The organism is Micromonospora sonchi, from assembly GCF_014646235.1.
Classification (GTDB): domain Bacteria; phylum Actinomycetota; class Actinomycetes; order Mycobacteriales; family Micromonosporaceae; genus Micromonospora; species Micromonospora sonchi.
On the sequence record NZ_BMNB01000003.1, the window covers coordinates 260,553 to 282,911 of the forward strand.

General features: G+C 68.6%; 39 protein-coding genes, 1 tRNA gene and 1 pseudogene. 30 read left to right on the top strand and 11 right to left on the bottom strand.

Annotated features, from left to right (window positions below; translation table 11 throughout):
* The 13 genes from IEY61_RS05415 to IEY61_RS05475 all read left to right on the top strand — a co-directional run bounded on the left by IEY61_RS05415 (nt 1) and on the right by IEY61_RS05475 (nt 5,090).
* A complete protein-coding gene (locus tag IEY61_RS05415) occupies nt 1-423 on the top strand; it encodes a hypothetical protein (protein ID WP_189041124.1) in 423 nt (140 codons plus the stop codon).
* A gap of 76 nt (nt 424-499) precedes the next feature.
* A complete protein-coding gene (locus tag IEY61_RS05420) occupies nt 500-865 on the top strand; it encodes a hypothetical protein (RefSeq protein ID WP_189041125.1) in 366 nt (121 codons plus the stop codon).
* A 15-nt stretch (nt 866-880) separates the two neighbouring features.
* Nucleotides 881-1,183, top strand: coding sequence for a hypothetical protein (locus IEY61_RS05425; protein ID WP_189041126.1), 303 nt, complete (start codon nt 881-883; stop codon nt 1,181-1,183).
* Complete coding sequence (locus tag IEY61_RS05430; protein ID WP_189041127.1) at nt 1,180-1,383, top strand: hypothetical protein; 204 nt, start codon at nt 1,180-1,182, stop codon at nt 1,381-1,383. Before IEY61_RS05425 ends, IEY61_RS05430 begins: the two co-directional genes overlap by 4 nt.
* Before the next feature lie 65 nt (nt 1,384-1,448).
* Nucleotides 1,449-2,051 (top strand): hypothetical protein, encoded by a 603-nt coding sequence (locus IEY61_RS05435; RefSeq protein WP_189041128.1) that lies wholly within the window; start codon nt 1,449-1,451, stop codon nt 2,049-2,051.
* A complete protein-coding gene (locus IEY61_RS05440; RefSeq protein ID WP_189041129.1) occupies nt 2,048-2,455 on the top strand; it encodes a hypothetical protein in 408 nt (135 codons plus the stop codon). The genes IEY61_RS05435 and IEY61_RS05440 overlap by 4 nt, the downstream gene beginning before the upstream one ends.
* A gap of 73 nt (nt 2,456-2,528) precedes the next feature.
* Nucleotides 2,529-3,065: a hypothetical protein gene (locus IEY61_RS05445; RefSeq protein WP_189041130.1), complete on the top strand. Its 537-nt coding sequence runs from the start codon at nt 2,529-2,531 to the stop codon at nt 3,063-3,065.
* Between the two features lie 5 nt (nt 3,066-3,070).
* Nucleotides 3,071-3,433 carry a hypothetical protein gene (locus IEY61_RS05450; RefSeq protein ID WP_189041131.1) on the top strand — a complete coding sequence of 121 codons (363 nt, stop codon included), beginning with the start codon at nt 3,071-3,073 and terminating at the stop codon, nt 3,431-3,433.
* The gene (locus tag IEY61_RS05455) at nt 3,430-3,624 is read left to right on the top strand and encodes a hypothetical protein (protein ID WP_189041132.1); all 195 of its coding nucleotides are present in this window, start codon (nt 3,430-3,432) and stop codon (nt 3,622-3,624) included. Before IEY61_RS05450 ends, IEY61_RS05455 begins: the two co-directional genes overlap by 4 nt.
* A gap of 46 nt (nt 3,625-3,670) precedes the next feature.
* Entirely contained in the window at nt 3,671-3,868 is a 198-nt protein-coding gene (locus tag IEY61_RS05460) for a hypothetical protein (protein ID WP_189041133.1), read from the top strand.
* Between the two features lie 123 nt (nt 3,869-3,991).
* Complete coding sequence (locus IEY61_RS05465) at nt 3,992-4,213, top strand: type II toxin-antitoxin system HicA family toxin (protein WP_189041134.1); 222 nt, start codon at nt 3,992-3,994, stop codon at nt 4,211-4,213.
* The gene (locus IEY61_RS05470; RefSeq protein WP_189041135.1) at nt 4,210-4,692 is read left to right on the top strand and encodes a type II toxin-antitoxin system HicB family antitoxin; all 483 of its coding nucleotides are present in this window, start codon (nt 4,210-4,212) and stop codon (nt 4,690-4,692) included. Before IEY61_RS05465 ends, IEY61_RS05470 begins: the two co-directional genes overlap by 4 nt.
* A complete protein-coding gene (locus tag IEY61_RS05475; protein WP_189041136.1) occupies nt 4,689-5,090 on the top strand; it encodes a hypothetical protein in 402 nt (133 codons plus the stop codon). Before IEY61_RS05470 ends, IEY61_RS05475 begins: the two co-directional genes overlap by 4 nt.
* Here IEY61_RS05475 and IEY61_RS31030 read toward each other — a convergent pair.
* Both IEY61_RS31030 and IEY61_RS32080 read right to left on the bottom strand, forming a co-directional pair.
* Nucleotides 5,087-5,800 (bottom strand): hypothetical protein, encoded by a 714-nt coding sequence (locus IEY61_RS31030; protein ID WP_229705694.1) that lies wholly within the window; start codon nt 5,798-5,800, stop codon nt 5,087-5,089. The two genes, IEY61_RS05475 and IEY61_RS31030, sit on opposite strands and share 4 nt — an antisense overlap.
* 318 nt (nt 5,801-6,118) lie before the next feature.
* Nucleotides 6,119-6,298: pseudogene (locus IEY61_RS32080) on the bottom strand (helix-turn-helix domain-containing protein); the annotation flags it as partial.
* 156 nt (nt 6,299-6,454) lie between these two features.
* Between IEY61_RS32080 and IEY61_RS05485 the strand changes: the two are divergent.
* Nucleotides 6,455-6,925, top strand: a complete 471-nt coding sequence (locus tag IEY61_RS05485; protein WP_229705695.1) for a glycine-rich domain-containing protein — start codon at nt 6,455-6,457, stop codon at nt 6,923-6,925.
* A 75-nt stretch (nt 6,926-7,000) separates the two neighbouring features.
* Nucleotides 7,001-7,807: a hypothetical protein gene (locus tag IEY61_RS05490; RefSeq protein ID WP_229705696.1), complete on the top strand. Its 807-nt coding sequence runs from the start codon at nt 7,001-7,003 to the stop codon at nt 7,805-7,807.
* Between the two features lie 64 nt (nt 7,808-7,871).
* Here IEY61_RS05490 and IEY61_RS05495 read toward each other — a convergent pair whose 3' ends face one another.
* Entirely contained in the window at nt 7,872-8,078 is a 207-nt protein-coding gene (locus IEY61_RS05495; protein WP_229705697.1) for a type II toxin-antitoxin system prevent-host-death family antitoxin, read from the bottom strand.
* Between the two features lie 81 nt (nt 8,079-8,159).
* Here IEY61_RS05495 and IEY61_RS05500 point away from each other — a divergent pair, with 81 nt between their 5' ends.
* The 14 genes from IEY61_RS05500 (at nt 8,160) to IEY61_RS05565 (ending at nt 14,826) form a co-directional block, all read left to right on the top strand.
* Nucleotides 8,160-8,348 (top strand): hypothetical protein, encoded by a 189-nt coding sequence (locus IEY61_RS05500; RefSeq protein ID WP_189041138.1) that lies wholly within the window; start codon nt 8,160-8,162, stop codon nt 8,346-8,348.
* Between the two features lie 3 nt (nt 8,349-8,351).
* Complete coding sequence (locus IEY61_RS05505) at nt 8,352-8,594, top strand: hypothetical protein (protein ID WP_189041139.1); 243 nt, start codon at nt 8,352-8,354, stop codon at nt 8,592-8,594.
* Nucleotides 8,595-8,819: 225 nt separating this feature from the next.
* Nucleotides 8,820-9,278: a hypothetical protein gene (locus IEY61_RS05510; RefSeq protein ID WP_189041140.1), complete on the top strand. Its 459-nt coding sequence runs from the start codon at nt 8,820-8,822 to the stop codon at nt 9,276-9,278.
* Between the two features lie 37 nt (nt 9,279-9,315).
* Nucleotides 9,316-9,816 carry a hypothetical protein gene (locus tag IEY61_RS05515; RefSeq protein ID WP_189041141.1) on the top strand — a complete coding sequence of 167 codons (501 nt, stop codon included), beginning with the start codon at nt 9,316-9,318 and terminating at the stop codon, nt 9,814-9,816.
* Nucleotides 9,817-9,831: 15 nt separating this feature from the next.
* The gene (locus IEY61_RS05520; protein ID WP_189041143.1) at nt 9,832-10,350 is read left to right on the top strand and encodes a hypothetical protein; all 519 of its coding nucleotides are present in this window, start codon (nt 9,832-9,834) and stop codon (nt 10,348-10,350) included.
* Nucleotides 10,351-10,506: 156 nt separating this feature from the next.
* Nucleotides 10,507-10,749 (top strand): hypothetical protein, encoded by a 243-nt coding sequence (locus IEY61_RS05525; RefSeq protein WP_189041145.1) that lies wholly within the window; start codon nt 10,507-10,509, stop codon nt 10,747-10,749.
* Complete coding sequence (locus IEY61_RS05530; RefSeq protein ID WP_189041147.1) at nt 10,746-11,141, top strand: hypothetical protein; 396 nt, start codon at nt 10,746-10,748, stop codon at nt 11,139-11,141. Before IEY61_RS05525 ends, IEY61_RS05530 begins: the two co-directional genes overlap by 4 nt.
* A gap of 11 nt (nt 11,142-11,152) precedes the next feature.
* Complete coding sequence (locus IEY61_RS05535) at nt 11,153-11,326, top strand: hypothetical protein (protein WP_189041149.1); 174 nt, start codon at nt 11,153-11,155, stop codon at nt 11,324-11,326.
* Nucleotides 11,323-11,826 carry a hypothetical protein gene (locus IEY61_RS05540; protein WP_189041151.1) on the top strand — a complete coding sequence of 168 codons (504 nt, stop codon included), beginning with the start codon at nt 11,323-11,325 and terminating at the stop codon, nt 11,824-11,826. The genes IEY61_RS05535 and IEY61_RS05540 overlap by 4 nt, the downstream gene beginning before the upstream one ends.
* 217 nt (nt 11,827-12,043) lie before the next feature.
* The gene (locus IEY61_RS05545; RefSeq protein WP_189041152.1) at nt 12,044-12,316 is read left to right on the top strand and encodes a hypothetical protein; all 273 of its coding nucleotides are present in this window, start codon (nt 12,044-12,046) and stop codon (nt 12,314-12,316) included.
* A 32-nt stretch (nt 12,317-12,348) separates the two neighbouring features.
* On the top strand, nt 12,349-12,582 hold the full coding sequence (locus IEY61_RS05550; protein WP_189041155.1) for a hypothetical protein: 234 nt from the start codon (nt 12,349-12,351) through the stop codon (nt 12,580-12,582).
* A gap of 167 nt (nt 12,583-12,749) precedes the next feature.
* Nucleotides 12,750-13,169, top strand: a complete 420-nt coding sequence (locus tag IEY61_RS05555; protein ID WP_189041157.1) for a GntR family transcriptional regulator — start codon at nt 12,750-12,752, stop codon at nt 13,167-13,169.
* A 408-nt stretch (nt 13,170-13,577) separates the two neighbouring features.
* The gene (locus IEY61_RS31760; protein WP_189041159.1) at nt 13,578-14,447 is read left to right on the top strand and encodes a hypothetical protein; all 870 of its coding nucleotides are present in this window, start codon (nt 13,578-13,580) and stop codon (nt 14,445-14,447) included.
* A gap of 91 nt (nt 14,448-14,538) precedes the next feature.
* Nucleotides 14,539-14,826, top strand: coding sequence for a hypothetical protein (locus tag IEY61_RS05565; RefSeq protein ID WP_189041161.1), 288 nt, complete (start codon nt 14,539-14,541; stop codon nt 14,824-14,826).
* 127 nt (nt 14,827-14,953) lie between these two features.
* Here the strand turns inward: IEY61_RS05565 and IEY61_RS05570 are convergent.
* Nucleotides 14,954-15,026: transfer RNA gene (locus tag IEY61_RS05570), tRNA-Arg, on the bottom strand.
* A 391-nt stretch (nt 15,027-15,417) separates the two neighbouring features.
* Here IEY61_RS05570 and IEY61_RS05575 point away from each other — a divergent pair.
* The gene (locus IEY61_RS05575; RefSeq protein WP_189041163.1) at nt 15,418-16,680 is read left to right on the top strand and encodes an ATP-binding protein; all 1,263 of its coding nucleotides are present in this window, start codon (nt 15,418-15,420) and stop codon (nt 16,678-16,680) included.
* Between the two features lie 791 nt (nt 16,681-17,471).
* Here IEY61_RS05575 and IEY61_RS05580 read toward each other — a convergent pair.
* The 7 genes from IEY61_RS05580 to IEY61_RS05615 all read right to left on the bottom strand — a co-directional run.
* Nucleotides 17,472-17,876, bottom strand: coding sequence for a DMT family transporter (locus IEY61_RS05580; RefSeq protein ID WP_189041165.1), 405 nt, complete (start codon nt 17,874-17,876; stop codon nt 17,472-17,474).
* Nucleotides 17,877-17,920: 44 nt separating this feature from the next.
* On the bottom strand, nt 17,921-18,241 hold the full coding sequence (locus IEY61_RS05585) for a DMT family transporter (RefSeq protein ID WP_189041167.1): 321 nt from the start codon (nt 18,239-18,241) through the stop codon (nt 17,921-17,923).
* Nucleotides 18,242-18,251: 10 nt separating this feature from the next.
* Nucleotides 18,252-18,761 carry a nucleoside deaminase gene (locus IEY61_RS05590; protein ID WP_189041169.1) on the bottom strand — a complete coding sequence of 170 codons (510 nt, stop codon included), beginning with the start codon at nt 18,759-18,761 and terminating at the stop codon, nt 18,252-18,254.
* Nucleotides 18,758-19,402, bottom strand: coding sequence for a DsbA family oxidoreductase (locus IEY61_RS05595; RefSeq protein WP_308424548.1), 645 nt, complete (start codon nt 19,400-19,402; stop codon nt 18,758-18,760). The genes IEY61_RS05590 and IEY61_RS05595 overlap by 4 nt, the downstream gene beginning before the upstream one ends.
* A gap of 45 nt (nt 19,403-19,447) precedes the next feature.
* Nucleotides 19,448-19,927: a MarR family winged helix-turn-helix transcriptional regulator gene (locus tag IEY61_RS05600; protein ID WP_189041180.1), complete on the bottom strand. Its 480-nt coding sequence runs from the start codon at nt 19,925-19,927 to the stop codon at nt 19,448-19,450.
* Nucleotides 19,928-20,523: 596 nt separating this feature from the next.
* Nucleotides 20,524-21,885 (bottom strand): poly(ethylene terephthalate) hydrolase family protein, encoded by a 1,362-nt coding sequence (locus IEY61_RS05610; RefSeq protein ID WP_229705699.1) that lies wholly within the window; start codon nt 21,883-21,885, stop codon nt 20,524-20,526.
* A gap of 154 nt (nt 21,886-22,039) precedes the next feature.
* Nucleotides 22,040-22,359, bottom strand: a 320-nt coding sequence (locus IEY61_RS05615; protein ID WP_268240628.1) for a non-reducing end alpha-L-arabinofuranosidase family hydrolase, incomplete at its 5' end; no start/stop codon positions are given.

Genomic DNA, 22,359 nt, shown 5'->3' on the forward strand with positions numbered 1-22,359 from the left:
ATGCACTTCGACACCATTCGGGTCGACTACGAAGGCGGCCCACTCCACGGCGACAGCAACGACCAGGACTACACCGCCGACGACCTCCGACACGGGCTCGTCTTCGACTACCCCACCCGTGGACTCGGACGCGGCGGCGTTGGCGCCGACGACACCGTGGAACGGTACGTGCTGGAACGCCGCGCCTATGGCTGGGTGTTCGTGCACACCGGCCGCTTCGTCCAGCCTATTGAGGATCAGGCGTTCGAGGCTGTCGTGGTGGGCGGCCCACAACACGGCGAGGTTATCTACCTGCTCGGCACTGCCCGCCGCTGGGTGGGGCAGCGCGTCGACCATGTGGCGCGCGGCTGCGTGCTGCGCCACGTGGGCGGCGACCCGACTACTGGCTGGGATCTGCGTTTCCAGGCCGAGGTGACTCCGTGACCGCCACCCCGCCCCGCCCACATTCCGCTGCCGGGAACTCGGCCACGTCATCACCCCAAACTGAACGGAGACGACCATGACCGACCCTCACCCGACTGTTGGCCGCTGCGGCGACCACGCCCCCACCATCCCCGGCCTCACCCCCGGCGGTTCCCCCGTGTGTGCCCTGCCGCACGGGCACGCAGGCTGGCACCGCGACGACAACGGCACCGAATGGAACATCGCCACACCGGCGGACAGCGCCGAGCCGCCTGCCGTGGATTTGCGGCACCTGGCGGTCATCCTCACCTACGGCAAGCAGGCCGCCGACCGCATGGGTGACGCCGCGTTGACGGCGGCGCTCGGCGCGATGGCTGAGGTTGCCGCCAGCATGCACCTTGACCCGAACGGCCTGTTCGACATCGAGCGCGAATTCGCGGCGCTCGCCGACCGGCTCCGCTGACGGAAGGACATGACCATGACCCATACCCTGACCGCCGTCGACCTGGACGCCGCTGCCGCCGCGCTGCGCGGCTACGGCGCCCCCGACCTCCCGCACCACGCGATCGCCGATGCTGTCGCCTCCGACCCCGACATTGCCGCCCTCGCGCGTGAGCACGGCTGGGCTGACGGTGAGGTGGTCGACAAGCTTTGGGCCGTTGTCTGCGTCAACGTGCTGGGCATCAGCTTCACGGAGCAGGTGGGCCGATACTTGTCCCGTCCGCAGGAGTTGGCCGACGACGTGGAGGCTGCCGTGTCGGCCCGGCAGGTGGCCCGGTGAGACTGCACGCACGCACCATGCCCGTCCAGCGGGCCAGCAACGCGATCCGCGCCGAGTTGGGCCGGCTGCAAGACGAATACGACCTGACTGACGTTGAGATGCTGCGGGTCCTGATCGAACACCAGCAGAGCATCACCAAATACATGCTGCGGGCCGAGCGGCACCCCGACGACCCCGACCGGAAGGCCGACAAAAAATGACCGCACCGCCGATCCCCGCATCCTGCGCGCACAGGCCGATAGTCGGCGGGCTCGCAGCCCCATTCGTGAACATTCGCCTCCGCGACGGCGGCGTGGACTTCCGCACCCCCCACCAAGGCACATACGAGCGGTGCTGGCAAGAAAACCTGTGCCAGACGTGCGGCAACCCGCTCGGCCACCTGTCGGTGCTATTCGGCGGACCCAACCAGGTTGCCTCCCGCGCCTTCGATGAGCCGCCGCTGTGCCCGCCGTGCGCCGTGTACGCGTCGCAGGCATGCCCGATGGTGGCGGGCAGGCAGGAACGGTACGCGGACCGGCAGCGCGTCTCCGAGGGCCGACGCGGGCATGTCTGCCCCGACGCGGGCTGCGACTGCGGCGGTTTCGTCGCCGCCGACCCGAATGCGGCCGACGCCTCCGGGGATCCCGCCCACCCCTGGTATGCCCTGTACGTGCAGACGGGCGGCTGGCAGTTGACCGGGAACCGGGTGCGGGTTGCCTGCTCGGATCGGGGGTGTCTGCACGATCGCACTCTCATCAACGGGTGCATGCTGGGGGTGGAGCCGCGCAAGGTGATGCTTGTGTCTTCGCCTGGTGAGGGTCGGGTTTGGCGTCGTCTAGATGCCGTCGAGGTTGCCGCTATCAGGTCTGCGGAGGAGGTGGAGGGGTGACGGATTCGCCGGTTGAGCGGCTGATTGAGGTGTCGTCGTTGGGCGACCCCGACGTCCGTGCCCTGCGCAGCACGGTGTCGGATGAGACGGCCCGCCGGATCGTGGCCAGAGCGGCGCAGCTCGCCGACGCCGGGGCGGTGCCGTGCACCCCCTACTACTGCCCCACCTCCCGCAGTGTCGAATGCTGCCCCGACCATTCCGGCTGGGATGTGTGCTGCGCCAAGCCGCACCGTCACCGCCCGCTGCCACGTGAAGGCGAACCACGGCGCATATCCGGCATCAAGACGAGGCTGTTGCGGGTGACCTGCCGTGTCGGCCTGCACTTCCTCACCTGGAACCACCAGTACGACGGCTACCGTTGCGGCTGCGGTCGAAACTTTCTGTGGGCCGAACACATCCGCTGACACACCTTGTGCACTTGGCCGCCTGCTGGCGCATAAGACCTTCGCACCCCTCCCCAACCCGCAGGAGTCCGCCATGACCGACCGCGAAAACCTGCCCCGCTGCTGCGAATACCGGGGCCTCTTCTACCCCGGCCACATCAAACGCTGCCGCCAGCACGCCACCCCCGAGCAGCGTGCCCTCGCCGCCGAAACCGAGGACCGGGCTGCTGCGCTGGGTGTGCTCGCCGGGCAAGGCTGGCCGTACGGCCCCAACATCGACGTCGAGTCGCGCCTGCGGCTACTCGACTGGGCCGACGCGAACGGGCTGCGGTTGGCGAACACCCGATGCCAAGGCTTGCACTGGTTGACGAGAGGCCGCTGCGCGGTGCGGATCTGCAACCGGCTCGGCCACTGGATGGATCATGTCACCCGGTGGAACTGGGGTGGGAGGCCAGCGCTGATTCTCGCCCAGCCCTACCACCTCACCGGTGACTGTGAGGCGCAGCTTGGTCAACTGGCGGCCGATGGTCTGCGCGTGTCGGTGGGGGATGACGGCTGGTATGGGTGGGGGACGGTGGCGGTTGAGGTGTGGGACGCCGACGTCTACCGGCGGCATCTGCTGGCAGGATGAGGAGTATGAGCGGTAGCCCGAGAATCATCCGCGTTGATTCTGCCCGCGCCGTCGTTGGCGGTGTCGTCCACGAAGCGCCCCCGATCGCCACCCCCGGTGTCACCGTCGACCCGGACGGCACTGTGCGCGACACCGACGGGACGCCCCTCGCCCGCCTCACCGCAGCCAACCCCGATACTCCGCCAGCCCTCGGCGTGTTCCGCTCCGAATCCGGCCGCACCGAACTGACCGTCACCGAAGACGGGCGCCTCGACATTCGGCTCCGCCTCCGCCAGGACGTGCTCACCGACAAGGATGTTGCCGGGCTGCGGTGGGCACTCGACCGATACGAGCAGGTGGCATCCGAGCGGAGGGGTGCCGGCGCATGAACAACGACACCGGGGAGCGTCTGCGAGCCAGCCTCGGCATTGACGGCACCGCAGGTGACGCCCAGGACGTCGACCACGACTACCGCACGTCCGCCACCGAGCCGGACGGGCCATGCCTCGTGTGCGGGCTCGCGCAACCGTATCGGCGGCACACCGGCTATCAGGAAATCGCGGCTGACCTGCAACGCTGACCGGAATCAATAGACATGTGACGTAACGTGATCGCATAATGGGCGCATGGCTACCGCGAGCGACGCCGACGAATTCAGCTACCTCGTTCCCGGCTGGTACTGGGACAAGCAGCGCGACACCGCCATCCGTAACGCCCGCGCCGCAGCCCGCCGCAAGCGCAAGCAGGCCAGGGGTGAGCCGCAGGTGCATGTGGTGCTGGTCTGGCCCCAGGACGATGCCGGAACTGTCGCAGCCGCCGGCTAGCCCGGAGCGCGCAGGCGACATCGCAGGCCGCCTCGCAGTGGTGCCACGATCGACTGAAACCCGCCCCACCAGTACTGTCTAGCCGCTTGACAGTTGTCTAGCGGCTTTACTAGCGTGTAGCGTATGAAGGCGCGGGAAGTCAACCGACGAATCGAACACCTCGGCGGCAAACACACCCGCCAACGCGGCTCCCACCGCATGTACGAAGCGTCAACCACCCACAACGGGGAAAACGTGACCGCCCGCACCACCGTCGCCCAACACCCCGGCGACATACCCAACGGCACCCTACGAGCCATCGAACGCGACATGGAACCGGTCTTCGGGAAAGGCTGGCTACGATGAACCAACACCACACCTACCGGGTCGTCGTCACCCGCGAATACAACGCATGGCTCGCCGACGTGCCCGAACTCGACGGCGCACACACCTACGCCCGCAACCTGCCCGGCCTAGACCAAGCCGTCCGCGAAACCATCGCCATGCTCGAAGACATGCCCGACGGCGCCGAACCCGGCATCCGCCTGGCGTACGAATACCGCACCGGCGACCCCCACCTAGACGAAGCAGCCGCCCAGGTGCGCGCTGCCCGCAGCCGGGTGGCGGTCGAAAAACAGCAGGTGGAACGGCAGACAGTCGAGTTGGCCCGGCAGATGCTGTCGCGGCATTCCCTGTCGGTGCGGGACGCGGCAACGCTGCTGGATGTGACCCCGCAGCGCATTTCGCAGGTGGCGCCGTCGGAGCGGCGTGCACGGAAGGCAGGTCGGGCTGCGGTGACCGGCCGGAACACTGCTGACGGCGCGCAGGTGAAGGGCGTGGCGTGAAGATCCGATACTGCGAGGGTTGGCTTGCTGCGCTGCTGGCGTTTCAGCCGTGGGCGGGCGAGGTGGTCCGCTGGTCTGTGGAGGGCGGCCCGAAACCGGTCGGTCTGACGTTTGCTGGCCGCATCCGGCTACAGCTCGCGCTGGGCGGCACCACCGACGCATCCCACGACGGGCAGCCGCGTGATTGGGACGGCGGCCCCGTGCGGTCGCCGGCCGTGGACGCATCCCCGCGCACACCGGTCGAGTGGGCTGACGCGCTCGCCCAGGCCGCCACCGGCGCCGCGCATCCGGGCGTCAAGAGCGTGGAAACCTACGCCCAGTGGGGTGGCTCGACCAAGCCGGGCGGGCTGCGGATCGTGTGCGCAGACGGCGCGGAGATTTTCGGGTCGCTGATCTAACCGAGCCCGGTCCGGGCCGCGAACTCCCGCAACCCCGACAGTTGCGGCCCCGGTGTCGACAGCAACCCCGACGCCAGATCGCGTGCCCACGGCCGGTATCGCACCTCCTGCGGCGCCACCCGCTCCGCTTCCCGCAGCGCCTCCCACGCCTCGCGTCGCCGGCCTCGCCCCCACCACGCCAACGCCGCGTCCTGCCAGAAGCGGGCCCGCCGCTCCGTCGTCGGCAACAGATCGACACGCACCCGGCCGGCGTGGTCAACCGCCTGTCCGAAGTCGCCGAGCAGCCTCGCAATGCCCGACCGGAACAACTCCAACTCGTTGACGCCGAACCCTGGACCTGGTGGTGCTGCGGCCAGCGCCGCGCCTGCCTCGCCCGCGCACGTCCACGCCTCATCGCGCCGATCCCCGGCCGCAGCCGTGTACGCGGCAGTCGCCAGCATCTCCGCGTACAGGCTGGCGTCACGCCCGTCAGCCAGTTTGGTGTCTGTGCGTAACCGATGCGCGGCGTCCACGATCACCCGCTGCGCATGGTCGCCGTCACCAGAGCGGCGCAACACCACGGTTGCGGCGCGGGCCACCTGCGCGACCGCACGCGAGCAGCCGGACTGGTGGGCCGCCCGGGTGGCCCGGTCCACGGCAGCCCACGCCACCCCATGCTCGTGCAGCTTCGTCGCCAGGCGGGCGGTGAGCCGGTACACGTCGGCTGCCATCGCTGCCGTCTCGTCCCGCCGGCCGCTGGTGGCGTTCTCGCGTGCCGCTTCGACTGCCGTGATGAGCGACGGCAGGCGGGCTGACAGCTGACGAAGCCGCACCGCTGCGAAATCAGCCCGAGCCTGCCTGATCGCTGCCCGCACATCCCCGACCGGGGCGGCAGCTTCGGTGGGGTCGATGTGCAGCAGCACCCCGGCCACCCCTGTTAGCGCTCCGCCGACAGCTGCTGACGCGCCCGCTAGGACTGTTCTGCGCCGCATGGTGTCGCCCTCCGCCGTGACAGTTCCATCGTCTGCTGTCACCGTATCGAGCAACGAGCCGCCGGCCCGCAAAGCGACGTCGAATGCGCGAGCCACCTCCGGTGTCGCCCGTTTCCTGCCGGTCGCCACCTCCCACACGTACTGACGGCTGTATGAGCAGTGCCGCGCTAGTGCGGGCATAGTCCAGCCCTGCCGAGCCATCAGCAGCCGTAGTAGTGCGCGGAATTCGGCCACCACAACCCCCAGGTGATCACGGTGTGTGTCTGCCGACGGTCAGCCGACAGCCGACATCTACCGATCGTGACCAGCAGATACGACGCTGGGAAGCGCAACCAGCACAGACAGTTACTCGCAGTCTGCGAGAAGCCACAAACCCGCACCCGGAGGACCGCCGTGACCGACGTCGACACCCGCAGCGACGCCCGCACCCTCATCCACCCCGACCTGTTCGCCACCCTCACCGCCCGCATCGCCGTCGACCACCCCGAGCTGCCCGACGGCATGCCCGACCGCATCCTCGACCAGGCGTTGGCGTTCCTCGCCGCGTGCGCCACCACCACCCGCCCAATCGGGCCGTCCGAACTGGTCGACATCGGCTGGCACACGTTCATCCTGCACACCGCCGACTACGCCGCCTTCTGCCAGCGGATCGCTGGCCGGTTCATCCACCACCAGCCGGAACCGGCGCCGGGCGACGAGCGTCCTTCCCGCCCGCAGCCGATCGGCGCACCCATCTCGGAGACGGTCGCGGCGATCCGCGCCGCCGGCTACCGGGTCGACCCCGACCTGTGGGGGCTCGCCGCCGACTGCACCAGCAAGTGCACCCAATGCCACGCCGGCTGCACCGACTCGCCCGGCAGGTAGCGCCTATCGCGGAATCGGGCACCCCCGGCGCGGCACTGGTCGCGTCCGGGGGTGCCCGCGTGGTAGACCGTGCTGGTGCACACCGCATGGAATGACCTGCCCGGCAGCGTTCGTCGGGCTGTTGTCGCGCGCACCGGCCCGGTCCGGTCGGTGACGCCTGCGGGGGCGGGCGCAACCTGCCGCCTCGCCGCCACCCTTCAAACCGGCAGCGGCGTCGTGTTCGTCAAAGGCATCCTGGTCGGCGACCGGTTGGCGTGGACGCTGCGCAACGAAATCCGCGTCAACCCGCACCTGCCGGGCATCGCACCCCGCCTGCTGTGGCATGTCGAGCAGGACGGTTGGCTGGTTGCAGGCTTCGAGCACGTTGCGGGCCGGCACGCCGATCTGCGGCCGGGTTCGGCTGACCTGTCTGCGGTGGCCGCTGTTCTCGCCGGCCTGGCGGCAGCGCCACGCCCAGGTCTTCCGGTGCGCCCGTTCGCCGCACGTTGGTCGGGGCTGATCGACTCTTGGCATGTCGCCGGGTCGACGCTCGCCCACACGGACATGTCGCGCCGCAACTGGCTGATCGGCGACGGCGGGGCTCGGTTGGTGGATTGGGCTACGCCTGCTGTCGGCCCCGCCTGGCTGGACACCGCGTTCACGGTTGTTCGGCTGGTCCGGTACGGGCACAGCCCGGCTGACGCTGAGGGGTGGGCCGGGCAGATTCCCGCGTTTTCGGCTGCGTCCGGCGAGTCGTTGACCCGGTTCGCCGGGGCGCTGGCCGACATGTGGCAGCGGCAGCAGGACCGGGCTCCCGCCGCCCACCGGGGACTGCTGGTGGACGCCGCCCGAGCATGGTGCCGGTACCGGTCGGGGCGTTCCGCCGTGCTGATGTCGGGCTGACCGGCCCCGAGATGTAGAGACGCCCCGCAGCCGAGGAAGGCGCGGGGCGTTTCGCATGTGCGGGTCAGGTAGGCGATGGATCGTCGCGTTCAGCGCTGTCTTCCACGGCCTCATCAGCGACTGACAGGGGCACGACGGCTGCGATCCGGCGGCCCCTGCTGGTGATGTAGGTGACCTTGCCTGCGGCGGCGTCGTAGAGAACGTCGGCGAAGTACTGCCGCGCGTCTCTGACACTCTTCTCCACCGCTATCACCTTGTCCCTCTTCGCCATGACACGGATGTTATCCGTTGCCTCTTAGTGTACACTGGCGTACACGAGCAAGCGAAGTTGGACCTGCGAATGGAGCTAGTGATGGCCAGCAGCCGAGGTGTGATCCTGCGAGCCCGTGGCGCTGGCCGCAGCTTTTGGCGCGGCGAAGAGAACGCTGACGGCGGCAAACGCTACCTGCGGAAGCGCGCTAAGCGGTCCGAGCGGCGTCAGTGGCAGGCCGACTACGAACTGTCCGGCCGCGCCAACATCCGCAACACGACGGAGGGCTGACCCATGCCGTCTGCGTCCCTGGCCATCGGCAGCTTCTACACCACCCTCACCGTCGACACCGGCGGCGGCCGGCAGCGTCACAACGTCACCGGCACCCCGGACGACGGCGACTGGAACAACAACCCGACCGGCTACCTGCGCCACGCCGCCGATCGGCACCTGTCCGGGCTCGGCTGGCGACGCGACGGCGACTGGTCGTACGACTACAGCCGCGACATCCACGCCGCCCCCATCACCGCCAACTGACGAACGGAGACCCTGTGAAGTCGACTCGTCTCGCTGGACACGCCCTCCCCTACGAGGGGCGTGTCAAGGACAGCCACGGGCAGTTCGTTGCCGTCGGTCCGGCCGTCTGTTCCTGCGGTGCGATCTCCGGACCGTTGACGAGTGCTAACGCCCGTAAGCGGTGGCACGCCGAGCACAAGGCCGCCGTCCGTGCGGCGCAAACCAACTGACCGAACGGAGCGCCGCATGAACCTTCCCGGCTGGGCTGACATGTCCGACCTCGACAAAGGTGCCGCCCTGCTGCATGACCGTGCTCGCGAGAGCGAAGGCGACGACTACGCCGCCGAGCACTACCCGGCCCGCTATCTGCGCGACCCGCGTCTGGTTGCGCTCGGCCCGGTAGAGGCGACCGCCCACGCCCGCGCCGTCGCGCAGGGGCTTCCCCGGCCGCTGTCGGTTGGTGTGCCCGCCAACGGCAACCTGACGCTGCACCTGTCGACGCCGGCCGAGGTGGACGCCTGGGCGGCACTGGTGGGCGCGACGGTGGGCCACGACGACTACGCCTACCGCTCCGACCCGGACGACCTCGGCTCGCCGATCGTGCACGAGTACGGAACGGCATGGGAGCACAGCACGTACGGGCGCTGGCTGGGCCGGAAGGTGGCGCTCGGCTGCGAGGTGCCTGGCGAACCACCGCGCCCCTAACCGAGCAACAACGACCGACCGACCGAAAGGGAACCGCATGACCCCCATCCGCAAGCAGACCCGCGAGGAAGCCGTCGCCAGCCTCGCCGAAGCATGGGCCGCCGCAAGCCACGACCGCCGCACCCGGGCACTCATCAACGCCGGACCAATCACCCTCGCCAAGGTTGACGCCACCGCCGCCCGGGTCGAAGCGGGCCTACCGGCGAAGGGCATGCCCATGCCCGACCACACCATCCGGGACCGCACCGACCCCCGCATCCCCGCATGGGCAGCGGACGTGGCACAGCGGATGGCGTCGTTCGGCGTCGAGCAGATGGCGGTGACGTTCACGTGGACGGCCGACGACGTGATCCGCCACATGGTCGCCGACCTGGGCAGCGACGCCCGCACGGTGCAGCTTGTCGCGCGGGTCGGCAACGTCAACGACATGGTCATGTTCGCCGACACGTCGGCTGCGGGCCGGGTTCTGCACGCCCACGTGTCGTGGCAGCCTCACCCGCTGCTCGTCGCCACCATCGCTCTGCCCGCAACCAACTGACCTGAGGGAGAACGCATGACCGACACCCAGACCGTCGCCACCTACCGCGCCATCGAGCCCGGCCACGGCGCATGCCAGACCTGCAACGAGGTGCACCCGCTCACCAACCGGCACAACCAGCCCGCCGCCGTCAACCGGCACGGGGTGCGCCACAAGCGGTGGCTGCTGCCCGTCCACGGGCCCCGCAACAACCGCTGCGCCGGCAGCCACACCGAACCGAAGGCGTGGCTCGACGCCGCCGGCCTGCCGTCGTGGGACCATCTCACCGACCTGGACCGGGGCGCCGCGCTGATGTTCGTGTGGAAGGTGCGGCAGGAAGGCGAGTACGCGTACGCGCGGGACAACTACCCGGCCCGCTACCGCGACCACCCCCTGCTGGCCGCCCTGGATGCGCGGGAGGCGTGCCGGCATGCGTCGGCGGTGGCCGGTTCGTGGGCGGAGGCGATCGACCGGCTGGGCGAGGCTGAGGTGGAGCGCCTGTACGACCTGGCCCTCAACTACGAGCGTGAGCAGCGGAGCGCATCCGGCGTCTGACCGGCGTGCCGTCGGGCCGGATCCCGCAATCCCGGCCCGAGCGGTAGCCGACCAGACCCCGTAAAGGAGCCCCGCCATGGACATTCCCGTTTGGCTGTTGCCGCCGCTGCTGTTCCTCGCTGTGTTCGGCGTGCTCGCCCTCGGCCGGATCCTCCGATGACCGCCGACGTCTGCACGATTGTCACCGAGTTTCTGGGCATCAACCTCGGCCCCTGCGGTCGGGAAGCCACCCACACCACCACCGGCCGCTGCGGGCATGGCCACACCCGCACCCGCCCAATCTGCGTTCTCCACACCGAGAGTTTTCAGGCCAACCCGCCAGCGATCATGTGCGAGCAGTGCGACGGTGAGGGCCGGGAGACGCAGATGGCGGTGCAGGTCGGCGAGGTGACGCCGTGACCGGCCTACCGGAGTCGACCACCGCCGCGCTCGCCGACCTGGCTGGGCAGACCGCCGCATGGTGCGACAAGGCCGGACTCGCCGCCGAAGCGGACCGCCTGCGGGCGCTACCTGCCATCACCGGCTTGGATGTGCTTGCCGACGCTGCCGCCACCGTCAACCCGATCATGCACGCCGCGTACCGGAGATCCGGTGTGGTGTCGTGGCCGCAAGCCGCAGCGGGCGCCGACGCGGCCAGGGACGCGCAAGTCGCCAAGCATGCCGCCGGACATAGCGTCGGTGTCGACCATTTCAGCAAGACGTACCGGCGGGTGAACAACTATGCGGACTGGTTGTGGACGACTGCCGTGTACGCCGCCCACGCCGCAGTTACGGACGGGGCGAGCAGGTGAGCGTCAGCCGGGTGACGGAGATCCGCTGTGACGGGCCCGGCTGCGACAGCGCGTGGGTGTGGGACGGAAACGCCACCGAGGTTCGCCGACTTGCCACCACCAACGGCGGCTGGTTGACCGCCCGCGACGGCGGCCGGGACTTCTGCACCACCACATGCCGCGACAACCCCGAGGAGAGCCGATGACAACCAGTCTGCCGCCGGTGTGGCTCCTCGACGTGGATGGGGTCGTCAACGCGTCCCGTCCCGGCTGGTCAGCCCAGCCCCGCACCGGCTACGCCTACGCGCTCGGCCAGCAGTGGAAGATGCGGTGGGCTCCCGCACTCATCACCCGCATCCGCCAACTCCACAAAGCCGGAACCGTTGAGGTCCGCTGGTGCACCACCTGGTGCGCGTACGCCGACCAGTTGGAGCGCCTGTGGGCGCTGCCGCCGCTCGGCCGCGCGTTCACCGACGACATCAACGGGCGCGCCGCCTCAATGGCGAAGCTGGCCGCTGCCCGGCAGGTGATCGCCGAGGTCCGCCGGCTCATCTGGACGGATGACACGGAGGTGCCGCTTTACGGCGAGGTGCATGACGAGCTGGTGGCCGCTGGTGCGCTGCTGATCCGCCCGAAGGGATCGACGGGGTTGCAGCCGGGGCACCTGGACGCCATCGAGGCGTTCGCACGTGGGGAGACGCTGTGACCGCTCCCGCGCACGACTCTGACGCGTGGGAAACCGTGTCCGGCTGGATCTGGTCCTGCCGCACCTGCTACGCCCGGGGCTCCGCCGTCAGTGAGCAGGACGCGCAGCAGCAACGCGCCGCACACGACGCCCGACCGGTCGCGTGGTGGGTTGCAGCGTTCGCCGAGCCTGTCGCGGTCGCAGGGGCCGCACCAACTGGCCTGAGAGGAACCGCACCATGCCCGACCTGACCGGCTCCGCCTACGTCCGCGCCGTCATCGACCAGCTCATCGCCCGCGACGTGCCTGTCGACACCAGCGCCCTGGATCTCGACGAGGAGCAGTGCAACATTCCCATCGCCAACTTCGACGAGATCGTCTGGCTGCGCTGGCTCGACGACCCGGAGTACGGCTGGCACTTCGACGACGAGCACGGTCGACGCTGCGCCGCCATCTGCGCCCCAGACACCCCGCCGGCCGAGGCTGCGCGGATCCTCGTCGACTACGTCTGACCCGCCCCCGACCCGACCGAGAGGACCGATCGATGAGCGAGACGCCGGACACCGAGACCGACGTGGGCTGGTACCACCCGACCCCGGTCGGGAAGCCGTACACCGAGGCTGACGTGGAGCTTGCCCGCAAGGCGATGCGGGAAGCCCCGCCGTGCCCCGAGTGGCTGGCCACCGAACCGGCGCTTGCGGGCATGCCGTGCGAGCACTGCGAATCTCTCGCTGTGCTGGACGCCCTGACCGCCGCCGGCTGGCGACCGCCCGCCTGATGCCCTCATAAGTTCCACTCTGGGTGTCGGACCCACGCCCTACACTTCCAGAACGCCGGCCCGCCTCTGCCCCCGTGGAGGCGGGCCGGTCCATTTCTTGAGCCGTTCAACTCAGGCCCCCCTGCCTGCCGGCTGCTCGCGTCTCCGGCGGGCCGAGACTGCCGAACGTGGTGTCACCCGACCAGCCGTGGCCGATCGGCCATCAAGAGCTGGCCGACATGTTGCGCCGCGACATTCACACCGGCCGCCTCGCTCCCGGCGCCCCGATCCCTTCGGACCGGTGGCTGGAAGAGACGTACGGCATCAACCGCTCGACCGTCCGGGCCGCGATCACGCTGCTGCGGGCGGAAGGTCTGGTTGTCAGACGGCACGGGCAACCTACCCGTGTGCGGCAACGCCCGGTCAAGCATCCGATCGACATGGTTGGTGTGGTGCGGATTGAGGTGCGGATGCCGTCGCCGGACGAGCGGGACATGCTGCGTATCAGCGACATTGGGGTGCCCGTGTTCGAGGTGCACCGCGCGCCGGGGGTGGTGGAGTTGTTGCCGGGTGACCGCTGGTTTGTGCCTGCGCCGGGCGCATCCTAACGACTGGCCTGACTGGACGGTTACGGGCAGCAGCGGGGTTTGCACTATTCGACAGGCCCCCCAGTGAGAGTTGCATCCTGCTCACGTTTCGGCAGCATCGGGTACTCACACCGTCACGTTGATCTACCTAGCGCGGCGGCGACGCACCGCGCCGGAACACCACAACTGACCCCCGAACAGGGGTCAACCGAACAGGTAGCGGGGAGCGAACGGCAGGTCGAAGCTCTGAGACGCCTGCCGGATACTCTCCGACGCAATCATTCGCCAATGTGAACCTTTCTCGCAGTGCACAACCCGTCACGCAAGATCGATCCATGGGGGGACCGAAAATGCGCACACTCCACGACCATCGGCACCGACCCGGACGCTAGCCCCTGCACACCCTCCCCAGCGTCCCCAGGAGCCAACATGCGTCTACTCCTCTACGCGGCGGCGGGAGCGGCAGGCATCTGCCTGGCCCTCACCGCCAGCCAAGACCCGGCCCGCGCCGACACCCCGGACGGCCTAGTCACCGGCACCGTCAACAACCTCCTCGACCCGCTCGCCGGCAAACGCAAGAAAGACCGGCCGACCCCGGTCCGCGACACCCTCACCCAGACCACCAGCACGGTCGGCAAGACCGTCAACAAGACGATCGGCACCGCCAAGACGGTCACGGGCGCGGTGAACGAGGCGGCCGAGCCGCTGCCCGTCGCAGGCCGCGCCGCCGGCAAGGTCACCGACACCGCCGGCCGCACCCTGGACGCGGTCACCAAACCCCGCACCAGCGAGCAGCCCCAACCGCCCCCCGACCTGGACGACAGTCCGGCCCCCGCCGACCCCGACCCGGCCGCACCCGCCACCCCGACACCCGGCGAACCCGGCCCGCCCCCCGCCGCACCGAAGCCGAAACCAACCCCCGACACAGCCCGCAGCGGCCCGCAGACTGCGCCCGAGCCGGAACGCCGGTCCCCCACCCGCCGCACCGGCTCGGGCGCGCACCACCTGCCGTGGCAGGCCCCCGCCGCCGCACCCACCAACCGCACCCCGACACCCGCCGCCGCGCCCGCAACCGCCGCCGACACCACCAGCAGCGCCGTCCGCGACCAGCAGCAGCCCCACCAGCCGGACAGCCCCGACATGGGCGCCGACAGCCTCACCCCCACCGGGTCGCCCACCCCACCCGACGGCACCACCGCTGACACGCCCACCCACCCGAACCTGCGGCAGCCGCAGCCCGTCGACACCAGCACCCAGCGGCGCGGCAGACACCACCCACCAACAGCACCGTCAGGCTGAGCCACACCCACACAACCCCCGCGCCCGGCAGGGTGCACCGCCCCCAACCGGGGCCAGCCTCACCACCTCAGCCTGAACGGAGTACCACACCATGAGCACCACCAAACTGTGGAGGATTCTCGGCGCCACATGCGGCGTCATCTCCGCCGGAACCCTCATCGTCACGATCACGATCGTTGCCACCACGGACCCGCCGATGCGCCCATGGATCGCCCTGTCGATCGCGGTAACGGGCCTGGCGGGAATGGTCGCGCTCGCGCTGCCTATCGCGGCGAAGGTCGTGGACATGCTGCGCGAGGAAGGGAACGCGGCAGCGTTCCTGCGTGCCACGCAGCGGGACGTGGACGGCAGCAAGGTTCGTCGCCTCTCCTCTAGCTAGCCACCCCATACCCCGCTTTGGGGCGCAGCCGACACGCCCGGCTGCGCCCCCTTCTTTTGGGTCGGTGACCCCACCGTGACCCCAGGCCCAAAACAAGACAAGATCAAAGACGGGTGTTTTCGCAGGGTGCCCCCGGCAGGATTCGAACCTGCGACACACGGTTTAGGAAACCGTTGCTCTATCCCCTGAGCTACGAGGGCGCGAGGGCCCAGTCTAGCGACCTGCGGGTTCACCTGGGGTGGCAGGGCGCGGCCCATGTTGACCCCCGTCCACCCGCGTCACCGGGGCCCCCGTTTTCCCAGCCCACGACCACATCACGACCACACCAACGCTGGCGGCTCCGAGGTGTCGTGATGGCCAGCGATGCGCTCAACCGCCCGCTGCGGCTTCTAACGGATGGTCCAGCGCCGCCAGCACGCGAGGACCCGTCATTGCGCCCTTGCGATTGACGTCGACCCCGCGTGTGCGTAGTGCTAGCACGACGATGGCCCGCAAATCGAACACCGAGGAGCCGCATTCCGAACACGGGCTGTGCCGCAAATCGAAAGAGAGCTCCCTCGCAGATCGAAACCGCGCCGGTTATCATGACGTGTGTCCGCACCGCGCCTGATCCCCCGCCACGCCGCCGCGCAGGTCGACGCCGCCCTGGCCGATACCCGCGTCGTACTGATCAGCGGCGCACGCCAAGCAGGCAAGAGCACCCTGGTTCGCATCGTTGCCGGCGATCGTCTTGCTGAGCGCCGCGACCTCGACCGGGCACAGGACCGGGCGGCGGCGATCACCGATCCGGTCGGCTTCGTGGACTCCTCCGAACTCCTGGTCATCGACGAGATCCAGCGCGCTCCGGAACTCCTGTTGGCCATCAAGGCTGCCGTCGACGAGGATCCCCGTCCTGGCCGGTACCTGCTCACCGGCTCATCTCGCCTCTTCGGCATGGTGGCTGCCCCGGACGCGCTGCCCGGCCGGATGGAAACCGTCGAACTCTGGCCGTTCTCCCAGGGAGAACTCGATGGAGAGCCGGACGGATTCGTCGATGCCATCTTCGCGCTCGGTCCGGACCTGCGACACGAATCGGAGGTCACCCGCGCCGATTACGCGGCCAGAATCGTGCGCGGCGGCCTACCCGAGGCCACAGTCCGCGCGGACCCGCGGCGCCGCCAACGGTTCCTCGACGCTTACGTCCAAGCGCTCATCGACCGCGACGTGCGGCAGCTCTCCGACATCCAGCACAAGGGGGAGCTACGCAAGCTGGTGCGCCTCCTCGCGGCCAGATCCGCGACCATCATCGCCGCCAACTCCCTCGAATCGGCCCTCGGGCTGAGCCGGCCGACGATCGCCCGCTACCTCCAGGCCCTGGAAGAGATCTTTTTGGTCAAGCGGATCCCCGGCTGGTCCCGCAACCTGGGCACCCGCACCACCGCCGCATCCAAACTGATTTTCGTCGACTCGGGCATCGCCGCCAACGAAATCGCTACCGACGCCCGGGCGCTGCTCCGGCCGGGCGCACCGTTCGGCCCGCTGCTCGAATCATTCGTCCTGTCCGAGCTGTCCCGCCAGCTCACCTGGTCCGAGGAGTTCGCCGATCTGTCCCACTACCGCGACCAGAGCAGGTACGAAGTCGATGCGGTACTTGAGAACCGATCCGGGCATGTCGTGGGGATCGAAGTCAAAGCAGCCACCACCGTCGGACCCGACGACTTCCGCGGGCTACGCCGACTCGCCGACCGCCTCGGCGACGACTTCATCGCCGGCATCGTCCTCTACACCGGAGCCTCCACGCTGCCGTTCGGTGACAGACTCCGCGCCATGCCAGTCAGCGCCCTGTGGCAGACTCCCGTCCCGCAAGCAGGCTGACCTCGTTCCCTTCGCGGTCACTCTTAGGTGGTGAGGGCCGACCGATGACCGAACGACGTGGTCTGCTGTCTTTAGCAAGCGAGCACAGCGACGCCGAATGGCGACCTGCATCAACCTGGGGTGGCAGGGCGTGGCCCACGTCGACCCGCGTTCGCCCGCGTCACCGGGACCCCGTTTTCCCAGCCCACGACCACACGCCGCACACATATCCGAGATCATGCTGCGATGCCTGCTCGTTGCTCGGACCGGAAGTCGCCGACCGGTGGGAGCTGGCCTCCGCGTTGGCATCGATTACGCATCGATGGTCGACGTTGTAACCGTACCGCTCACGCCAGACGAGGTCTCCGACGCCGCCCGCGCCGGACTCACTCCGCAGTTCGTCCTCTCGTGGCGATTCCCCCTGGTTCGAGGCCCTGTCAGCTCACGCGCGGCCGAGGGCCTGGCCCGCCGCGCCATCGGACCGAGTGATGGATCTCCTTGTCGGGCAGTTGTAGACCTTCCAGCCTCCCCAAGGGAGACAAGGCGCCTAGCGAACGATCGACCTTGGCCCCGTCCGGGGAGGCTGGGAGCCTTTGCGGCGAATGGGTCCCTGCGCATCCGGACCAGTTTCCTGACGTTCGAGCGCCTACCGAGCAGCTGCGATCAGCTCGCAGGGCCTGTCAGATCAGGGAGATCCTCCGCACCGTGGCCCGGCGTTGCTGCCTAGATGACGGGCGACGGCTCGGCAGGGAACGCGCCAGCGGGTCAGGGCGACCTCGAGTTGGGCGGAGACGTGGCCGCATCGGCGGCTGTCAGGGCGACCATACTGGGGCGGGCGTGGTCTTCTGTGCATCGAGCTTCAGGCTGTCGGCGAGCTTCAGCCAGACGACGCCGCCGATGATCACGGCCAGCCAGATCGCGCGAACCGGGTTGAGCGCCTCGTCGAAGAACACCGGGCCCAGGAGCGCCGCGCCGACGGCGCCGATGCCCGCCCAGACGGCGTAGCCGATCCCGACGTCGATGGTCTTGAGTGCGACGCTGAGGCAGAACAACGTCAGGAGGAAGAAGACGAACGCGGAGATCGACCATCCGAGGATCGTGAACCCCTCGCTTCCTCCGACACTGAGCGCATAGCCGACTTCGAACGCGCCGGCGAGGAGCAGCACGAGCCAGGGCCCAGCCTTCTTCGAGTCGTTCCTGGTTGTCGTCACGGTCATCGAGTCAGTCCTTTCGTTGGTGTGGTGCGATGGATGGACGCGGGTCACGCGGCGCCGCTGAGCTGTAGCCCGACGACGCCGCCGATGACGATGAGGATGCCGAGGGCCTTCCTCCAGTTCAGGCGCTGATCGAGGAAGAGCGCGCCGACGATTACGATCCCCACGCCAGCGACGCTGGTCCAGATCGCGTAGCCGACGCCGACGTCGAAGGTCAGGAGCGCGAGGCTGAGGAAGAAGGTCGCGATCGCGCCGCTCACGAGTGTGGCGATGGTCCACCACAGGCGGGTGAAGCCGTTCGCCTTGCTGGCGAAGAGGCCGACTGCGACCTCGAAGATGACGGCGATTCCCAGATAGAGCCAGCTCATGATGGTCCTTTCAGTCCTTTGGCGGAAGAGTCGGGGGGTGCGCGCGGTTGCGGTTGAGGTGTAGGAAGCGTTCGAACGGCTCCAGTTGGCGCGCGACGGGAAGCCGGTGCACGATGCTGGTCAGCTGTGGCCGGTCGATGTGAAATGCGGGGTAGCTGCCGCGGTAGTCGAAGCCGTGCTCGGCGACGGTGTCGCTGTCCACGGCGACGTAGATCCTCTCGACGCGATGGTCGATGGCATACCGGTAGCACAGACCACACGGCTCGCCTGTTGCCAGCAGCGTGGTGCCTCGCAAGTCATTCAGGTCGCGGTCGCGCATCGCGGATCGCATGGCCATGATTTCGGCATGTGCGGTCGGGTCTTCCGTTCGGTGGACCTCGTTGACGCCATGCCTGGAGACATAGCCGTTTTCGTCGATGACGACGCCGACGAACGGTAGGCCGCCGGATTCAACGTGGCGGATGCTGAACTCGACCGCATCCGCCATGAGCGCGACGAGCTCTGCCCTGGTCCAACTCATCGCAGCGGCTCGCGCCCGGCGGCGTCGTCGACAGCCTTCTTCAGCCGCTCGGCGTCAAGCACCCCGGAGTAGAGCTGACCGCCCACACGGAAACTGGGAACGGCGCTCACGCCTACCGTTTCGACTGCGTACCGCTGGTCGGCGAGCTGGCGAGAGCGTCGTTCCTCACTCGCGAGTGCTCGTTGCACCTCTGACCGATCGAGACCGATCGAGGCTGCGACGTCAACGATCACCTCGTCCTCGCCGATGTTGCGGTTCTGCTGAAAGAACGCGCCGAACATCGCGGACGAATATTCCTGGGCGACGCCTTGCTCCTTCGCCAGTTGCAGCACCATGAACGCCTTGGCGGTACGCGGCTGCGGAGAAACCGACGGGAGAGCGACGGCCACGCCCAGTCGGCGGGCCATCGGGTAGACGGACCCGCGCCACACCCGCGGCAGGTAATCGTCCTCCGGCTTCAACGTCGGCACCGGTTCGGGGCGCAGTTCGAACGGCCGGATCTCGACCTCCGCCTCACGCTCTCGCTGCAACTCCGCCACCGCTTCCTCCACGAGAAAGCAGTACGGGCACACGTAATCCACGAATACGTCGATTTTTGTCCTCATTCGATCGCGCCCCTCACCCTTTGCATGTACATACATGAAATGTCGTCTGATCGGGCCGTGGCAACACCTTCGGGGCGCTAGCTAGGGAGTGACCAGATCGCCAATGTCGCGCAGGGCGCGGCTCAGCTGCCGTGCATCCAGTTGAGGAAAATGCGCCGCTGCGTTGCTGAGAAGTTCGCGAGCCCGCTCCTCGTAAGGGCCTCGCACCTCCCCGAGCAGAGCCTCGCCCTGCTCGGTGATGACCGCGTAGACCCCGCGCCCGTCGTCAGGGCAGATGTCGCGGCGCGTCAGACCCTTCGCCTCCAGCCGGCTCACCAGCCGCGTAACCGAGCTCTGGTTCAAACCGACCCGTTGGGCCAGGTCATTGACTCGAAGCTCCTTGTCGGCGGCATGACTGAGATGCACCAGCGCGCGGTACTCCGTCAGTCCCACCCGGTAGGCGTCCGCGAGCCACTTGCCCAGACTTGCATCGACCGCAGCGGCGAAAGCTGCGACCTGCGACCAGGCCGAACTGGCACCCCCCGCAAGGGCGGCCCCTTGGCTCGATGACTGCATGCGCATGCAGCTAACGTAGCACGGCCCGACGGCAACTCAAGCACCACCGTCCGGATCGACCCGCACTGGCCCGGCTGCAACCCGGCGATCAGGGAAGTCCACTCCGGAAGCCTCGCGTTGTTCACCTGCACCCAGGCACCTTGACGATCGTCCTGAACGGACAGACAGCGGAGGCCTTGCCACAAAGTCACCCGGCGGTACCCATCCAGGTTCGTTGGACGGCTGCCTGCGGCAGCGTTGCCTGGCCACCGACGTGCGGGTGCCCGCGATCCGCACCTCGGGAACAACCGTCGGGTGACGAACTCCGGTCTTCCCGCCGGCTCCTCTCCGGCTATCGGTACGAGTTGATCAGCCGGGCGAGGTGTCGGCCGGCGATCTCCAGTGGCTCGGGGCTTCTGGACACCTGGGCGGCGAGTTCCGCGCCCTCCAAGGTGTTGATCACGGCAGCCCGTAGGGGCCGCCGCCGACGTCTCTGCATGATCCGGGCGGGCCCGATTGACGTCGAGCCCGCCCGTTTCAGTCCGGCTGTTTCAGGTGGGTTGGATCTCGTCCGGCTTGCAGACCTGCACGCCCTCGAAGTTACTCGTCGAGTCGGCTAATGATCATCTTGCCAGGGCGGCGAGTCGGAATTGCTGGTTGGTCTGCCCGTGACAGTCGTACAACTGGACCTGCGCCCCGTTGGCCGTGCTCCACACATCCAGGCACCGCCCGGACTGAACACCACTGATCGTGCCGTTGGAGTTCACATTCCACTGCTGATTGGTCTGCCCGTGGCAACTGTAGATCTGGACCGCAGCGCCGTTACCCGAACCCGCCGCATCCAGACACATGTTCCCGTACACCTGTAGTTGCTTGTTCGAGGTGTACGTCCACGACTGGTTGACCTGCTTGTTGCAGTCGTACAACTGCACCCGCGTGCCGTTCGAACGCGAAGCATTCGGCACGTCGATGCACCGACCCGACTGCGTACCGACAATCTCGCTGGCCGAACCGGGCGGGGAGGAGGTCGGAGGCGTGGTCGGGGTGCTGGACGGGGTGGGCCCCGGCGTGCCGGTCGGAGGCGGAGTGGTCGGCGTCGTCGGCAGCAACGGGCACGTGCTGCGGTAGGTGACCACGCCGCTGTTGTCCAGCAGCGGGCAGAGGAACTGGCTGTACCGGGCGTCGTTGTCGACGAACATCTTCAAGAACGGCAGCATGGTCCGGATCATCACCGGGTTCGATCGTCCGACCATGAACCCATGGTCCGCACCGGCGACCTCCAGGTAGACGCTCTCCGTGGCGGCCGGGATGCCGTTGTACAGGCCGATGGCGTAGGACGGGGTGACCACCGTGTCCGCCTGCCCAGAAAAGATCATCGTGGGCACCCGGTCGTTGGCCAGGTTCGACGACGGCGAGTACGGCGCGATGCCGACCACTGCCTTCAACGAGGAGCGACGCGTGGCTGCGCTCAGCGCCCCGCCGCCGCCCATGGAGTGACCGGAGACGGCCAACCGGTTCGGATCGACCCGGTCGCGTACCGGGCTCTGCTGCGTCAGGTAGTCCAACGCGGCGAGCAACTGGGTGCCTCTCGCCGTGTCGAAGTCGTTACGGCTGTTGGTCTCGATGCCGATCACGACGAAGCCGTGCGATGCCAGCCACGGCCCCATCCAGGCCAGTTCGGCGGAGAACAACGCGGTGTAACCCGGCGAGATCGCGATGGCCCCGAAGGTGCCCTGGCTGGTGTCGGTCGGGTAGTAGATCCTGCCGCCGTTGAAGCCGTACCCGGTCGGGACGCTGACCGACGTGTTGGCAAAGGGGCCGCGCTCGGTTGCGACGCTGGTCCGGGTGGGGTCCGGGCCTCGCTGGTACGGGTTGTCGGCGGCCGACGCCGACCCGGTCGCCACCGTCACGGTGAACAACCCGACGGCGGCTGCGATCCCGGCCGCGGCGAACTTGAACAGCCGTCCCCGGATGCCGGGGGACACTCGGTCAGCGGCAGTTTCCCCCGAGGGCGGGGGGCGGTGTGCGTGTGGTCGCACTGTCGGTACCTCCTGGTGGTGGGGTGTGTGAGGGGTGGGCGGGCTCGGTTTGTGCCGAGCCCGCCCGTTCCGGCTGTGCCCGAGCCGGACCTGCACGCTGTCAGCGCTGCAGAGTCAGTACTCCCGGGCGGTAGGGCAGGAGGCCGTAGTCGCCGCCGGAGCTGGGGGAACGCCCCTGGTAGAGCAGTTGGAGGTTGCAGGGGTCGATGGTCATGGTCTGGTCGGCGTTGCTGCGGATGAGTTCGCCGTGGCTGATGTCGTTGGTCCAGGTGGCGCCGCTGTTGGCCTTACCGGCGAAGGGGTTGCTCTCACTCGTCGCCTGCGGCGTCCACGTGCCGCCCAGGCTGGTGGCCGTGAAGGAGCGGAAGTAGCGGCCCTGCGAACCGATCGCCTCGACGAGCATCAGGTACCGGTTCTGGC

Bases quoted from the DNA above. Each gene is read 5' to 3' on its own strand.
- IEY61_RS05600 (WP_189041180.1), bottom strand. From the start codon at position 19,927: ATGCGCATGCAGTCATCGAGCCAAGGGGCCGCCCTTGCGGGGGGTGCC.
- IEY61_RS05525 (WP_189041145.1), top strand. From the start codon at position 10,507: ATGACCGCCGACGTCTGCACGATTGTCACCGAGTTTCTGGGCATCAAC.
- IEY61_RS05420 (WP_189041125.1), top strand. From the start codon at position 500: ATGACCGACCCTCACCCGACTGTTGGCCGCTGCGGCGACCACGCCCCC.
- IEY61_RS05445 (WP_189041130.1), top strand. From the start codon at position 2,529: ATGACCGACCGCGAAAACCTGCCCCGCTGCTGCGAATACCGGGGCCTC.
- IEY61_RS05465 (WP_189041134.1), top strand. From the start codon at position 3,992: ATGAAGGCGCGGGAAGTCAACCGACGAATCGAACACCTCGGCGGCAAA.
- IEY61_RS05415 (WP_189041124.1), top strand. From the start codon at position 1: ATGCACTTCGACACCATTCGGGTCGACTACGAAGGCGGCCCACTCCAC.
- IEY61_RS05580 (WP_189041165.1), bottom strand. From the start codon at position 17,876: ATGACCGTGACGACAACCAGGAACGACTCGAAGAAGGCTGGGCCCTGG.
- IEY61_RS05500 (WP_189041138.1), top strand. From the start codon at position 8,160: ATGGCCAGCAGCCGAGGTGTGATCCTGCGAGCCCGTGGCGCTGGCCGC.
- IEY61_RS05540 (WP_189041151.1), top strand. From the start codon at position 11,323: ATGACAACCAGTCTGCCGCCGGTGTGGCTCCTCGACGTGGATGGGGTC.
- IEY61_RS05470 (WP_189041135.1), top strand. From the start codon at position 4,210: ATGAACCAACACCACACCTACCGGGTCGTCGTCACCCGCGAATACAAC.
- IEY61_RS05510 (WP_189041140.1), top strand. From the start codon at position 8,820: ATGAACCTTCCCGGCTGGGCTGACATGTCCGACCTCGACAAAGGTGCC.
- IEY61_RS05595 (WP_308424548.1), bottom strand. From the start codon at position 19,402: ATGTATGTACATGCAAAGGGTGAGGGGCGCGATCGAATGAGGACAAAA.
- IEY61_RS05520 (WP_189041143.1), top strand. From the start codon at position 9,832: ATGACCGACACCCAGACCGTCGCCACCTACCGCGCCATCGAGCCCGGC.
- IEY61_RS05505 (WP_189041139.1), top strand. From the start codon at position 8,352: ATGCCGTCTGCGTCCCTGGCCATCGGCAGCTTCTACACCACCCTCACC.
- IEY61_RS31760 (WP_189041159.1), top strand. From the start codon at position 13,578: ATGCGTCTACTCCTCTACGCGGCGGCGGGAGCGGCAGGCATCTGCCTG.
- IEY61_RS05495 (WP_229705697.1), bottom strand. From the start codon at position 8,078: ATGGCGAAGAGGGACAAGGTGATAGCGGTGGAGAAGAGTGTCAGAGAC.
- IEY61_RS05425 (WP_189041126.1), top strand. From the start codon at position 881: ATGACCCATACCCTGACCGCCGTCGACCTGGACGCCGCTGCCGCCGCG.
- IEY61_RS05585 (WP_189041167.1), bottom strand. From the start codon at position 18,241: ATGAGCTGGCTCTATCTGGGAATCGCCGTCATCTTCGAGGTCGCAGTC.
- IEY61_RS05545 (WP_189041152.1), top strand. From the start codon at position 12,044: ATGCCCGACCTGACCGGCTCCGCCTACGTCCGCGCCGTCATCGACCAG.
- IEY61_RS05515 (WP_189041141.1), top strand. From the start codon at position 9,316: ATGACCCCCATCCGCAAGCAGACCCGCGAGGAAGCCGTCGCCAGCCTC.
- IEY61_RS05460 (WP_189041133.1), top strand. From the start codon at position 3,671: ATGGCTACCGCGAGCGACGCCGACGAATTCAGCTACCTCGTTCCCGGC.
- IEY61_RS31030 (WP_229705694.1), bottom strand. From the start codon at position 5,800: ATGGCAGCCGACGTGTACCGGCTCACCGCCCGCCTGGCGACGAAGCTG.
- IEY61_RS05565 (WP_189041161.1), top strand. From the start codon at position 14,539: ATGAGCACCACCAAACTGTGGAGGATTCTCGGCGCCACATGCGGCGTC.
- IEY61_RS05455 (WP_189041132.1), top strand. From the start codon at position 3,430: ATGAACAACGACACCGGGGAGCGTCTGCGAGCCAGCCTCGGCATTGAC.
- IEY61_RS05590 (WP_189041169.1), bottom strand. From the start codon at position 18,761: ATGAGTTGGACCAGGGCAGAGCTCGTCGCGCTCATGGCGGATGCGGTC.
- IEY61_RS05450 (WP_189041131.1), top strand. From the start codon at position 3,071: ATGAGCGGTAGCCCGAGAATCATCCGCGTTGATTCTGCCCGCGCCGTC.
- IEY61_RS05550 (WP_189041155.1), top strand. From the start codon at position 12,349: ATGAGCGAGACGCCGGACACCGAGACCGACGTGGGCTGGTACCACCCG.